The organism is Alloalcanivorax balearicus MACL04, from assembly GCF_025532145.1.
Taxonomy (GTDB): domain Bacteria; phylum Pseudomonadota; class Gammaproteobacteria; order Pseudomonadales; family Alcanivoracaceae; genus Alloalcanivorax; species Alloalcanivorax balearicus.
On sequence record NZ_ARXS01000015.1, the window covers coordinates 1 to 13,478 of the forward strand.

Annotated in this window: 12 protein-coding genes; 5 read left to right on the plus strand and 7 right to left on the minus strand. The window is 62.0% G+C overall.

Features of this window, described 5'->3' with window-relative positions:
• The first annotated feature begins 475 nt into the window (after positions 1–475).
• A complete protein-coding gene (locus MA04_RS13255; RefSeq protein WP_163122799.1) occupies positions 476–1,234 on the plus strand; it encodes an FKBP-type peptidyl-prolyl cis-trans isomerase in 759 nt (252 codons plus the stop codon).
• Between the two features lie 42 nt (positions 1,235–1,276).
• On the opposite strand, the gene rsd is transcribed toward MA04_RS13255, so the two are convergent.
• Positions 1,277–1,774 (minus strand): sigma D regulator, encoded by a 498-nt coding sequence (rsd, locus tag MA04_RS13260; protein ID WP_163122802.1) that lies wholly within the window; start codon positions 1,772–1,774, stop codon positions 1,277–1,279.
• A 319-nt stretch (positions 1,775–2,093) separates the two neighbouring features.
• On the opposite strand from rsd, the gene MA04_RS13265 reads away from it, so the two are divergent.
• Both MA04_RS13265 and MA04_RS13270 read left to right on the plus strand, forming a co-directional pair.
• Positions 2,094–2,960 carry a hypothetical protein gene (locus MA04_RS13265; RefSeq protein ID WP_205475361.1) on the plus strand — a complete coding sequence of 289 codons (867 nt, stop codon included), beginning with the start codon at positions 2,094–2,096 and terminating at the stop codon, positions 2,958–2,960.
• 24 nt (positions 2,961–2,984) lie between these two features.
• Positions 2,985–4,424, plus strand: coding sequence for an esterase-like activity of phytase family protein (locus MA04_RS13270; RefSeq protein WP_262460912.1), 1,440 nt, complete (start codon positions 2,985–2,987; stop codon positions 4,422–4,424).
• 51 nt (positions 4,425–4,475) lie between these two features.
• On the opposite strand, the gene MA04_RS13275 is transcribed toward MA04_RS13270, so the two are convergent.
• From MA04_RS13275 to MA04_RS13300, 6 genes are all read right to left on the minus strand, one after another.
• Complete coding sequence (locus MA04_RS13275; RefSeq protein ID WP_240342672.1) at positions 4,476–5,210, minus strand: LrgB family protein; 735 nt, start codon at positions 5,208–5,210, stop codon at positions 4,476–4,478.
• The gene (locus tag MA04_RS13280) at positions 5,203–5,577 is read right to left on the minus strand and encodes a CidA/LrgA family protein (protein WP_022996847.1); all 375 of its coding nucleotides are present in this window, start codon (positions 5,575–5,577) and stop codon (positions 5,203–5,205) included. Before MA04_RS13280 ends, MA04_RS13275 begins: the two co-directional genes overlap by 8 nt.
• Positions 5,578–5,780: 203 nt before the next feature.
• Positions 5,781–6,284: a disulfide bond formation protein B gene (locus MA04_RS13285; RefSeq protein ID WP_262460914.1), complete on the minus strand. Its 504-nt coding sequence runs from the start codon at positions 6,282–6,284 to the stop codon at positions 5,781–5,783.
• A 243-nt stretch (positions 6,285–6,527) separates the two neighbouring features.
• Positions 6,528–8,096 (minus strand): glutamate--cysteine ligase, encoded by a 1,569-nt coding sequence (gshA, locus tag MA04_RS13290; protein ID WP_163122811.1) that lies wholly within the window; start codon positions 8,094–8,096, stop codon positions 6,528–6,530.
• 126 nt (positions 8,097–8,222) lie between these two features.
• Positions 8,223–10,562 carry a Tex family protein gene (locus MA04_RS13295; RefSeq protein ID WP_163122814.1) on the minus strand — a complete coding sequence of 780 codons (2,340 nt, stop codon included), beginning with the start codon at positions 10,560–10,562 and terminating at the stop codon, positions 8,223–8,225.
• 138 nt (positions 10,563–10,700) lie between these two features.
• Positions 10,701–11,063: a response regulator gene (locus MA04_RS13300; RefSeq protein ID WP_014992868.1), complete on the minus strand. Its 363-nt coding sequence runs from the start codon at positions 11,061–11,063 to the stop codon at positions 10,701–10,703.
• Between the two features lie 225 nt (positions 11,064–11,288).
• Here MA04_RS13300 and ompR point away from each other — a divergent pair, with 225 nt between their 5' ends.
• Both ompR and MA04_RS13310 read left to right on the plus strand, forming a co-directional pair.
• Positions 11,289–11,999, plus strand: a complete 711-nt coding sequence (gene ompR, locus MA04_RS13305) for an osmolarity response regulator transcription factor OmpR (protein ID WP_163122817.1) — start codon at positions 11,289–11,291, stop codon at positions 11,997–11,999.
• 101 nt (positions 12,000–12,100) lie between these two features.
• Entirely contained in the window at positions 12,101–13,420 is a 1,320-nt protein-coding gene (locus MA04_RS13310) for an ATP-binding protein (protein WP_262460919.1), read from the plus strand.
• Positions 13,421–13,478 lie beyond the last annotated feature (58 nt).

Consider the following 13,478-nt stretch of genomic DNA (forward strand, 5'->3'; position numbering starts at 1 on the left):
GCTCCATTCGCTTGCAGGCAAGCTCCCACAGTGTCTTCGTGGCCATCTTTGAATTCATGTCTCCAAGGCTCGCGATTGGCGGTGGAGCACTCTGATTCATGCCCCCTCTTGTGCTTACGCGTCGCCCACTACCCCCTTTTCCCGCCAAATGCTTGTTATTGCACGACATTGACGCGGTTTTCCGCGCCAGGGTTTTGACAGCCGTTTCGCCACGGGCAGAATGAAGGCTGACTGGAACTCTTGGGGGAAATGCCGGTCAGCTTCAGACGTTACATCTTTGTTTCTCCTGTTGGTCGGGGTGTTTTCGGTTCCGTTGGACCATGGCGACCCCCGACCCTTGTCGGCGTTCACGGTTTAGCGCTGGCGCGAGGGGGCGGGAAACTGGCAGTATGGCCAGATTCCGCCGCCGGGTGCTGGGGCGCGGCCGTTACTTCGGCGGGCGAGCGGGAAATAACCACAGGCCAATGGAGGCAGAATGAAAAAGTTGGGAATCGTGCTGGCCGGTACCGTCCTGGTGGCGGCTTGCGGTCAACAGGACGGCGGTGAGGATGCCGCCAAGGTGGAGATCAAGACGGACGACCAGAAAGCGTCCTACGCACTGGGTTATCGCAGTGCCGAGCAGATGAGTGCCATGGAGGGACTGGATACTGAAGCAATGATTGCCGGTATCCGCGATGGTCACACTGGCACGGATTCCCGCCTTGGGGATGAGGACCTGAACCAGCTGATCCAGGATTTCCAGATGCGTCTGGTGGAAAAGCGCCAGGCCAAGCTGGAACAGGAAGCCGAAGACAATCTGAAGAAAGGCGAGGAATTCCTGGCCGAGAACGGTAAGCGTGATGGTGTTACCACCACCGACAGCGGGCTGCAGTATGAAGTGTTGAAGTCTGGCGAGGAAGGCGCGCCGTCCCCCACCGTGGAGGACACCGTTACCGTACATTACGAAGGCAGCACCACCGATGGTGAGGTGTTCGACAGCTCCATCGAGCGGGACCAGCCGGCCACTTTCGGTCTGGCCCACATTGTCCCGGGTTGGCAGGAAGCGCTGCCGATGATGAAAGTCGGCGATAAGTGGAAGCTCTATCTGCCGGCGGAACTGGGCTACGGTAAGCAGGGCGCCGGTGGTGACATCGGTCCCAACGAAGTGCTGATCTTCGAAGTGGAGTTGCTGGGTATTCAGGGTCAGGGCGATGACGCCGCCGATGACCAGCCCGCGGCGGACGAAGGCGAATAACACCACCGTTCCGGCCGGCCCCGATGGGGCGGCCGGAAACCGCTACCCGCGCTCGGCTCGCGCCGCCGGCGCCGGCTGCTGGTAAAGGCTCACTATCAACTGATCTTCCAGCGCGAACCGCTCCTCCAGCGCCACCATCAATCGCGCCACCCGTTCCGGTAATTCCGTCAGCCGAGTCATGCAGTGGGTCGGACTGTCGTAATCCTCATTGAACGCCAGCGCTTCCTCGGTGGAGGCGTCCAGCCTCTGAATCAATTGTTCCGCCCATTGTGGTGGCCCGTTGCCGTAATGGCGCGCCGCTCGCACCAGGGCGTTATACACCTCGAAATAACCCGCGCTGAGATAGTCCATCAGTACCTGGCAGAGGTCCTGGATGCGTTGATGGACGGGGGTGTCCGGTTCTTCCCGCGACGGCGTGTGGTCGATGCCTTGTACCTGGCACAGGAGCACGATCAATTGCCGCCGCTCCTCCAGCCAGGCTTGTACCAGTGCCTCAATATGCTGCCATTGGGCCAATGCTGTGGAACTGGAACTTGCCATTGTTCGCTCTCCTTTTTCGGGCATGGCTGACAGATTTTTTTCCTTGGGGGAAGTCGAGACTAGAACCGGCGAGCGGCCACTGGCAACGGGTGAGAATGGGACACGATCGGGGTGGAGGGGAAAAAGCACGCGCCATCAGTGGCTTGCCGCAAAAGATGATTTCTTCATAACCCTCCCGCTCTCTTATAAGTCCTGCGGAGAGCCCTGGCTATGGCATTGAAATACCAGAGGTTATTGGCTCCGGGTCATTAAAGTGTCACGGCCACCTTCTAGCGTCTGCAGGGTTTTTCCCACTCCCGAATTCGGATAAGGAGGTCTCGTGCGACGATTGCTGATCGCGGTGTTGGGTTCGCTGGCCTTGCAGGCTCAAGCCAACCCCGACGTTATTTCCCGGGAATACAAGCTGATTCTGGATGCCAGCCGGTTTCAATCGCAAACCGAATCGGGCGATGTGCTGGCCCTGATGCAAGTGGTGAAGCCGGCCATCGAGAATGCCATCGAGCGCGATGTCAGCGGGGCCATCAGCCTGGATCACGACCGCCAGGTGCGCTTTTACGACACCGCCTCGACCTGCCGGTTGAGACAGCTGGGCTACAGCTTCCGTGAGCGAGTGGAAAACGGCGAATCGGAGGTCACTCTGAAATTTCGCAGTCCGGACCGGTATATCGCGGACTTCGAGGATCTGTCGTCCGCCACCAACGGCGCGGAGAGCAAACTGGAAGCGGATGTCGGCGCCACCAGTACGGTTCCTTTCAAGGTGGTCTATAGCCACTCCACCAAGGCGCCCAATACCCGCACCCTCAATCGCATGGACGATATTCACACCCATTTCCCCGGTTTCCAGTCCGACTATGGTCTGGATGACACCCTCACTCTGTCCCTGGTCGGGGGGCTGACCATACAGGAGAGAGCGTACCGGAACGTGGATATTGATCTGGGCCAGCACGATGCTGAAATCAGTATCACGCTTTGGTACCAGGGCACGCCCTCGGGCAGTCAGTCACCGGTGGTGGCGGAGCTGTCCTTCAAATACCAAGACCCGTCCGCGGACTACACACGCAAAGTAGTGAACCGGGCCCGCCAGGCCTTTGATGCCCTGCGCGGCCTGGAGCAATGGGTGGAGGCGGATGGGCAGACCAAGACCGGTTTCGTCTATCAGTACGACAGCGCTTTTTGTCAGCCCTGAAACAACAACACCAAGGATCTTTCCATGTTCAAAAAAACTTTGCTTGCCACTCTGATGGCGTCCTCGTTGCTGGTGGGATGCGGTAGTGATTCCGATAATGATCCGGCGCCCGCCGGTCCGTCTTCCCTGTTGGATATCGTGCCGGCGGAGGGCGCGTCGCTGCCGTACTCGGTGCTGCGCTCCGACCTGATCGACGCCAGTGACCAGCAACCCTTTGAAGTGCGTAACGGCGGTTTCGGTTCCGCCATGACCGCGGATCCGGAAGACGATCGGCGTTTTTATGCCTTGACCGATCGTGGTCCCAACGCGGTCTTCAACACGGGCAATTATGGCAACGGCAAGAAATTCCCCACGCCGGATTACACCCCTCGCATTGGTCATTTCGAAGTCACCAACGACGGTGAAGTGGTGATGCTGAATGAAATTCTGTTGAAACGTCCGGATGGAACCCTGATCACCGGCCTACCCAACAGCGACGGTCTTGGTGGTACCGGGGAAACGCCCTATAACGCGGATGGCTCGCCGATTCTGGTTGACCCCAGCCTGCCCTATGACGAAGAGAGCAACCCCCTGCGTCTGGATGATTATGGTCTGGACGGTGAAGGGCTGGTGGCACTCAGTGACGGCACTTTCTGGGTCAGCGACGAGTATGGCCCGCACATGGTGCACTTCGATGCTGACGGCAAGGAAATCGAACGCATCAATCCGTTCGCAGCCGATCAGCGCGAAACCCGTACCCATACGCTGCCAGCTGAATTCGGCCACCGGCGCGCCAATCGCGGCATGGAAGGGCTGACGATTACTCCGGATGAGAAGACTCTGGTGGGCATCATGCAGTCCACCATGGACCTGCCCAGCAAGGACGTGCGGGCGCTGGATATCACCCGTATCGTTACCGTTGATCTGGAAAGCGGCCGGGTCGGCCAGTATCTCTACAAGCAGCAGAAAGCGCAGAACTCCAATTCGGAGTTGGCGGCGCTGAGCGAGAACCAGTTTCTGGTGCTGGAACGGGACGGCAAGTTTCTCTACGGCGGCCCCGACGGCGTTGACGCCGCGACTCCGGATGCCCAGAAGCATGTCTACCGTATCGATCTGACTACCGGCACCAACCTGGAAGAGCTGGCGGTGGGCGGTGATCTGGTCCAGGACGACGCCTTGGGGTTGACCATCAACGGTGAGACCCTGGAGCAGGTGGTGATGAACCAGGGCTGGCAGGCGCTGGCGGCGCATAACATCGTGCCGGTGGAAAAGAGCCTGGTGGTGGATATGGTGGCTCGGGTGAGCTACCCGCACGACAAGATGGAAGGGCTGTGGGTGATCGACAGCGAGACCCTGGGCGTGCTCAACGACGATGATTTCGCCACCTGGTCCGTCGACGGTGAGCTGGTCCAGAAGCGCTTGGACAGCAACACCATCGACGGCAACCGGCTCTACGTAGTGCCGGCGGATCTGTCGGTGCAATAACCCTCCAGGCTTCCCACCTGTCGCGGCCCTTGCACGGGAGGGCCGCGATACTCATCCCATCAACGAGGAAACCCACGGCCAGATCCAGGGCAGGGCCAGGGCGGTCAGCAGGCCGGTCAGGCCCAGCGCCAGACCGCCGAAGGCCCCCGCCTTTTCGCTGAACTCGAAGGCGCGGGCGGTGCCGATGGCGTGGGCCACCAATCCGAGGGCGAAGCCGCGGATGCGGTCATCCTTCACCCGCAACAGCCGGAATACCGGGCCGGCGGCCAGGGCGCCGACGATGCCAGTGATCGCCACCGCGCCGGCGGCCAGGGAAACATCCCCATTGGTGACCCTCGCCACCTCGATGGCGATAGGCGTGGTGATGGATTTGGGCGCCAGGGAGCCGACCACGGTTTCCGGCGCGCCCAGCCACCAGGCCAGGCCCACCGCCAGCCCGGAGGCCAGCGCCGCGCCGATCACCACGGTGATCAGCAATGGCCGCCAGACGCTGCGCACGGTATGCAGCTGGCGATACAGTGGCCAGGCCAGGGCCACGGTGGCAGGACCGAGCAGGAAGGAAATCAGAGCGGTCTGGTCACGGTATTCCTCGTAAGGCACGCCCACCAGCGGCAGCACGATAATGACCGGAATGGCGGCGACGATAAACGGGTGAAACAGCGCCAGGCTGTTGGATTTGGCGTAGGCCCATTGGGCGAAACGGTAGCTGGCCAGCGTCAGCAGCAATCCGAACAAAGGGGTGTGCAGCAGCTCACCGAACAAAGGAGTGTGCATCAACTCAGCCATGGTGCGAGTCTCCTCCACCGCTGCCATGGGAAGAGCGCCGCAGCAGCACCTTCAACAGCAGAGTCACCAGTACCAGAGCGATCAGAGTGCCGAACACCACCGATACCGCCAGGGCCAGGGCATTGTCCTGATAGCGATGCCATTGCAGCACGATGCCAACGCCGAGAGGAAAGATCAGCAAGGTGATATGGCGAATCAGGGCCCCGGCGGCCTCGGAGACTTTATCCATCCCCGGTGCGCCCAGCATCAGCGCGAACAGCAGCAGGATCATGCCCACCACCGGTGCCGGCAGGGGCAGGCCGGTGAGGTGGATCAGCACCTCGCCAAGAAATTGAAACAACAACAGAATCAGCAGGCCATCAATCATAAGGATCTCCCGGAAGTCCCCAGCTCTGGACAAAGCCCGGAATCACGGCGCTGCGAACCTGGAATGGTGAAACGGGGGGATCAGCGGAATGGCCTGAACCAGGCTTGAAAGGCCCGCGTCGAGTGCCTCCCTGCAGCGTCGTGGCGCCTGGTCCGGAGGCATGAAGCCGGCGGCCAGCGAAAAGGGCCACCGGCGAGAACCGGTCAGGCGCGTAACGGACGGAACAATTGTACCAGGGCGAACAGCAACAGTCCGGTAAACACCACCAGCGACCAGCCGGGGATGCTCAGACCAAGAAAGGTCCAACTGATCTCGGCGCACTCGCCGGAGCCGGACAGCACCTGCGCCAGGACATCGTGGAGTGGAAACACATCGAACATATAATCCAGACCGGGACCACAATCGGGTACCTGATCCGGCGGCAGGCTCTGCAGCCACAGATGGCGGATGGCGATGCCACCTCCCACCAAAGCGGCGAGAGCAGTGAGTACGGCATAGATACGTACGCCGATACCTCGCGGACCGTGCAGGAACGCCACCAACAGAATGGCCATCACCGCGAACACGGCGACGCGCTGGAAGATACACAGCGGGCAGGGTTCCAGGCCATCCACATGCTGCAAATACAGGGCGCTGGCCATGGCGATAACACAGGCCAGCAAAGCAAGCCCGTTAAGGGCCCGGGGCGAAGGCAGTTTGGACCACATCGATTTGATTCCTTTCCGGCTCAGGCGGGGCCTGGTTTATTTTTTCGAATCGCTGGCATGCTGATTCGCGAGCAAGCTTGCTCCCACAGCGGCTCTGTAGCCCCTCTCTGTGGGAAGCTGCCTTGGCAGCGAATACTGTCCACGGACCGCGATTCCCCCCCTTCAACTTCAGGGACATGATGGTATGGAGTGCGGGACGGACACAATGGTTCCCCGCGCCATTGCCGTCAGTCCTTGCAACCATCAGTCCTTGAAATAGGTTTCCAGATAGCTTTCGAAATCCATGTCGTCCGCGGCTTCCCAGGCGGCCTGTTCGGTCAGGCTGTGCCGGGCCAGCGTGGCCAGTTGCGCCTCGCGGTCGGCATCCAGCGGCCGGGAACGGAAATGGTCTCTGTGGGCCAGAGCCTGGTTCATGGCGAACTGGAAGAAGGTCTGATCGCGGCTTTCCAGCTTGTCCATGATCTGCCCGGATGGCGTGGCGTCCGGTTCTTCCACCTTCAAACGCTGACGTTTCAAGGCATCGCAATAGTTGTTGCCGCCGTGACAGCGGTCGAACAACTCGGCGATCGGCACCATCTGGTCCAGTTTTTCCAGCGCCCACTGTTTCAGCGTCACGCTCTCGCCCCAGTTATTCAGGGCCACGGAGGTGTCCCGGCCGTTGTAGACCACCTGGCGCAGGTTGTCCTTGCTGGCGTTCAGATCACAGCTTTCCAACTGCGGCGAGGTGCGCAGCAGGCAATAGGTGGCGAACAGGTCGAGGAAGCGGATTTCCTGCTGATTGATGCCCACCGGTTCGAACGGATTGAGATCCAGAGCGCGGATCTCGATGTACTCGACGCCGCGCCGCTTGAGCGCCAGGGTGGGGCGTTCCCCTTTGTTGATGGTCCGTTTGGGCCGGATCGAGGAGTAGTACTCGTTTTCGATTTGCAGGATGTTGGCGTTGAGCTGTTGATAGTCGCCTTTGGCATCCAGTACGCCGATGGCGTCGTAGGCCGGTTCCGGTGTTTTGATGGCGTGGGTCAGCGTCTCCACGTATTCATCGAGATTGTTGTAGCTGATCGCCAGGGACGACTGGGCGTTGTTCTGATAGCCCAGATCACTCATCCGCAGGCTGGTGGCATGGGGACGGTAGAGGCTGTGGTCGAAGCGCTCCAGCAGATGGTGCTCGCGGCCGGCCAGGAACGACGCGCACAATGCCGGTGAAGCGCCGAACAGGTACACCAGCAGCCAGGAGTAACGCTGGAAATTACGGGTCAGGTCAAAGTAACGCCGGGAAATGAAATCCTGCAGCGGCTCGTCACTGCCTTCCTGGGCCTGGTGCAACTGCCAGAATGATTCCGGGAAGGAGAAGTTGTAGTGAATGCCGGCGATGGTCTGCATCTTGCGGCCGTAGCGGTGGCCCAGGCCGATCCGGTAGATATGCTTCATGCGGCCCACGTTGGAGCTGCCGTAGCGGGCCACCGGCACTTCGTTGTCCTCTTTCACCCGGCACGGCATGGAATTGACCCACAGCAACTCGTCACCGATGTGGCGGTAGGTGTAGCGGTGCAGTTGATCGAGGAATTCCAGCGGGCTGTGCAGATCGCTGCTGGCGGGGGTGATGAACTCCAGCAGCGCTTCGGAATAGTCCGTGGTGATGTAAGGGTGAGTCAGAGCCGAGCCGAGAGCCTCGGGGTGGTCGGTTCGTGCCAGATTGCCATCGGTGCTGATGCGCAGGCTCTCTTTCTCAATGCCCCGGCGAATGCCCACCAGGGTGCTGGCGGCGTCGGAGTCCAGAAGGGCCTGAATGCGTTGACTGAGCAAGTCGGTCATGGGGCTGTCCCATTCTTGGGGCGGTAATCGGGGCGGTGTCGGTCCGCCGCCCGTGTTGATGATCCGTTACCGGCGGCGTGCCGCCGGTTTGGCTGGCACGCTGCCCGCGGGCTGCTTAACGGAAGGTTAGCCGCGCTTCTTCTGTTGCTCCAGAGCCTTGGCGAAAGCCGCGCCCAGTGCGCCTTGCGGTGCCGCCGCCGGTTTGTTGCCGCCACCACGCTGACGCTGGCCGCCGCCACGCCGGCCCTTGCCCGCCGGTGCGCCCTGGCTTTGACCAGCCTGACGCTCCTGATGGCGATCGTCCATACGCATGGTCAAGCTGATGCGTTTGCGCGCCTGGTCCACTTCCAACACCTTCACTTTGACGATATCGCCGGGGTTGACCACATCATGGGGATCCTCGACGAATTTGTCGGCCAGCGCCGACACGTGCACCAGACCGTCCTGATGCACGCCGATGTCGACGAAGGCACCAAAGTTGGTGACGTTGGTCACCGCGCCTTCCAGGATCATGCCCGGCTTCAGGTCGGCCAGGGTTTCCACCCCTTCCTTGAACTCCGCCGCCTTGAACTCCGGGCGCGGGTCGCGGCCCGGCTTTTCCAGCTCGCCAAGGATGTCGGTGACGGTGGGCAGACCGAAATGCTCGTCAGTGAACTCGACCGGTTTGACGCTCTTCAGGAACGGGATGTCGCCGATCAGGTCCTTGATCGGGCGGTCGTGCTGCTTGGCGATCCGCTCCACCACTGGATAGGCCTCCGGGTGCACGGCGGAACCGTCCAGCGGGTTCGCACCGTTCATGACCCGCAGGAAGCCGGCGGCCTGTTCGAAGGTCTTTTCACCCAGACGAGGCACCTGCTTCAGAGCGTCACGATCGTTGAAGGCGCCGTTCTTCTCGCGGAAGCTGACGATGTTGCCGGCGATGGTGCTGTTGAGGCCGGCGATGCGCGCCAGCAGCGGCGCGCTGGCGGTGTTTACGTCCACGCCGACGGCGTTCACACAGTCTTCCACCACCGCGTCCAGGGAGCGCGACAGCTTCACCTGGCTGACGTCGTGCTGGTACTGGCCGACGCCGATGGATTTCGGGTCGATCTTGACCAACTCCGCCAGCGGGTCCTGCAGACGGCGGGCGATGGATACGGCACCGCGGAAGGACACGTCCAGTTCCGGGAATTCCCGCGCCGCCAGTTCGGAGGCGGAGTACACCGAGGCGCCGGCCTCGGACACCATGATCTTCTGAATCTGCTGCTTGTCCTTGAGCGCCTTGACCAGTTCGCCGGCCAGCTTGTCGGTTTCGCGGCTGGCGGTGCCGTTGCCGATCGCCACCAGATCCACTTGATGCTTGACGCTCAGTTTGGTCAGCGCCGCCAGGGACTGTGCCCACTGGTTTTTCGGCTGGTGCGGGAAAACCGTGGTGTGTTCCAGCAGTTTGCCGGTGGCGTCCACCACCACCACCTTGACCCCGGTACGCAGCCCCGGGTCCAGGCCCATGGTGGCTTTCGGGCCCGCCGGAGAGGCCATCAGCAGGCTCTTGAGGTTGCGGGCGAATACCTGGATCGCCTCTTCCTCGGCCAGTTCGCGCACGCGGCCGAGCAGTTCGGTTTCCAGGTGGGTGTTGAGTTTGATCTTCCAGGTCCAGCGCATTACCTCGCCGAGCCAGTTATCGGCGCCGCGACCCTGATCACGCCAGCCGGCCACTTCGCGGACCATGGCCACGCAGGGGTGTGGCTCGGCACTTTCCAGCTCTTCCGGCAGCACCATGGCGACATGCAGCACGCCTTCGTTGCGGCCGCGAAACAGAGCCAGGGCACGGTGGCTGGGAATGTTCTTGAGTGCTTCCTGGTGCTCGAAGTAGTCGCGGAACTTGGCGCCCTCTTCTTCCTTGCCGTCGGCCACCCTGGACTGGATCTGGGCCCGCTCCCAAAGGAAGGTGCGCATACGGGTGAGCAGTTCGGCGTTCTCGGCGAAGCGCTCCATCAGGATCTGCTTGGCACCGTCCAGGGCGTCCTTGGCGGAAGCGATCTTGTGCTCTTCGTTGAGGAAACCGGCGGCTTCGCTCTCCGGATCCAGGCCGGGGTCGTTCAGCAGGGCGTCCGCCAGCGGCTCCAGGCCGGCCTCGCGGGCCATCTGCGCGCGGGTGCGGCGCTTGGGCTTGTACGGCAGATACAGATCCTCGAGCCGGGTCTTGGTGTCCGCCTCGCGGATCGCCTTTGCAAGCTCCGGGGTCAGCTTCTCCTGCTCGTCGATGCTCTTGAGGATCGCCTCGCGGCGCTCCTCAAGCTCGCGCAGGTAGCGCAGCCGCTCTTCCAGGGTCCGCAACTGAGTGTCATCCAGCCCGCCGGTGGCCTCTTTCCGATAACGGGCGATAAACGGCACGGTGGCTCCTTCGTCCAGCAGGGCCACGGCGGCGGTCACCTGTTGCGGCTGGGCGTTGAGTTCCTGGGCGATGATCTGTTCGATGCTCTGCATGGGTATTCCTGGATTGCACGCTGATCCGCATCACGCCGGCGTTTCCGGCACGTATATAAGAAACGACCGGAATCATAGGGAATGACTCCGGCCGTTCATAGATTGACTTGCCAGGATGGCTGTGGTTATCGCCGCGGATCAGCGCAGAACCCGGTCGATTTCCGCCAGTAGCTCCGCTTCCCTTGGGGGCTTGACGATGTAGCCGGAGGCGCCCTGGCGCTCGCCCCAGACTTTGTCGGTCTCCTGATCCTTGGTGGTCACCAGAATCACCGGAATGCCCCCCAGCTCCGCGTCCCGGGTGATCTTGCGGGTGGCCTGGAAGCCATTGAGTTCCGGCATCACCACGTCCATCAGAATCAGGTCCGGGCGTTCGCTGCGCGCCCGTTCGATGCCCTCCACGCCGTTCACCGCGGTGATCACTTGATGTCCCTGCCCCTCAACGATCTTCGCCAGATTGGTGAGCTGGGTGGGTGAATCGTCCACCACCAGTATCTTGGCCATGCGTGTTATCCCCCCTGAAAACGGCATTTTGACGAAATGATAGCAGCCCGTCCGGCAAAGGTAAGCTGATGAAAAACGTCAGCCGGGTGCCGTTTCCGGTCAGGCCGGAGGCCGGGATACCAAGTACTGACAGTAATCTTTATATACAATCTTAATCATCGTAAAACTTGCCCGCCGTCACAGTGACGGGTAAGGAAGCTGTGTCAAAACGATTCGGGAACCCTCATGAGCGAACAAGTGGACAAGATTCTGGTGGTGGACGACGACGCCCGCCTGCGCGGCCTGCTGCAACGGTTCCTCGAGGAGCAGGGCTACGCGGTGAAAGCGGTGGCGGACGCCGAGCAGATGGACCGGGCCTTGTCCCGGGAGATCTACTCGCTGATGGTGCTGGATCTGATGCTGCCCGGCGAGGATGGCTTGTCGATCTGCCGGCGTCTGCGCGAGAGCGAGAACGGCCTGCCGATCATCATGCTCACCGCCAAGGGCGATGATGCCGAGCGCATCGAAGGGTTGGATGCCGGTGCCGACGATTACCTGCCCAAGCCGTTCAATCCAAAGGAACTGAGCGCCCGCATCCGCGCGGTGCTGCGCCGTCACGTGCGTGAAGTGCCGGGGGCGCCGAGCAAGGCGGAAGGCAGCGTGGACTTCGGGCCCTGGACGCTGGACCTGTCCAGCCGCACGCTTAGTCGTGACGGTGAGCCGCAGGCGCTGACCACCGGTGAGTTCGCCGTGCTCAAGGCGCTGATCCAACATCAGCGGGAGCCGCTGACCCGGGACAAGCTGATGAGCCTGGCCCGGGGGCGGGAATGGTCCGCCATGGAGCGCTCTATTGACGTGCAGGTGTCACGGCTGCGCCGCCTGTTGGAGGAGGATCCCTCCAAGCCCCGCTATATCCAGACCGTATGGGGCGTGGGTTATGTGTTCGTGCCGGACTGAAATAATTCGCTTGCAGCGGCCCGCCGCCCGGACCAAGCTCCCACAGCGGCTTCGTAGCCCTTCGTGAACACCGCCCTGGCAGCGCGCTGGAATGAAATCCCATGCCCAAACTTTACCCCCGCACCGCCTTTTTCCGCGCTGCCCTGATCGTCGGGCTGGTGATTGGCCTGAGTCAGGCCATCACCCTGTGGTTTTTCGCCCGTAACGCCTATCTTCCGGGCATCCGCGAGTACGCCCGGCTCACCGCCTTGCAAGCGGAACTGATCTTCGAGGAGGGCGCCGACAGCGACTTTCTGGAAGAGCGTCTGGGAGCCACCACCGGTATTGGTGTGGGGGCGCCGCCGAGCTTGCGAGAGCCGGACAGCCTGTTGCTGACGCGGCCGGTGGTGAATCAATTCGGTGATGAACTGGCGGAGCTGCTGGACGAGCCGGTGACGGTTCGTCTGGAGGACGCCCGCCAACCAGTGCTGTGGGTCAACGCGCCGTCGTTCGAGGGCACCTGGCTGCGTGTGCCGATGGTGTTCTTCCGCGACTATGATCGTTACCTGCTGCTGGGCTGGGGTGTCACCGTGCCGCTGTTGGCGGTGATCGGCGGCTTGCTGATCGCCCGCAGCCTGAACCGGCCGCTGCGCCGGCTGGCGCGGGTCGCCCTTAAAGTCGGCCGGGGGGAAGCGGTGCCAGTGCTGGACGACACCATCGGTCCCACCGAGATCCAGGCGGTGAACCGCGCCTTCAATCGTATGACCCGGGATCTGCAACAGGCGCAGCGTGACCGTGCGTTGCTGCTGGCGGGGGTCTCCCACGATTTGCGCACGCCGCTGACCCGGCTGCGGCTGTCCGCTGAATTCCTCGACGACGAGGAGCTCTCCCAGGGCATCATCGCCGACATCGAGGACATGGATGCGATCCTCGAGCAGTTCATTGCCTTCATTCGCGACGGCGCCGACGAGCAGCCTTCCTACGAAAGCCTCAACGCGCTGATCGAGGAAGTGTGCGGCAAATACCCGGCGGAGCAGCTCCGCGTCACTCTGGCGGAGGTGCCGCGCCTGATGCTGAAGCGGCTCACCGCCAAGCGCATGCTCACCAATCTGATCACCAACGCGCTCAAATACGGCGCCGCGCCGGTGGAGATCCACACCATGGTGGATGACAACGCGGTGTTGCTGATTGTCCGCGACCACGGCCGAGGCGTGCGTGAAGAGGACATTCCCATGCTGTTGCAGCCGTTCTCCCGAGGGGAGAAGGCGCGCACACTCAGCGGCAGCGGCCTGGGTCTGGCCATCGTCAAACGCATCGTCGACATGCACCACGGCCAGATGGCGCTGGACAACCACCCGGAAGGCGGCTTGCAGGTGCGTATCCGCTTCCCGGTCACCGGCCAGCTGGTGCAGCCGGAGACCCTCTCCGCCGGGGTGCGGTGAATCGAAGAACCTGCCGCTGACCTCACAATCATGAATTCAGAGGTCGCTACAAGGCCGC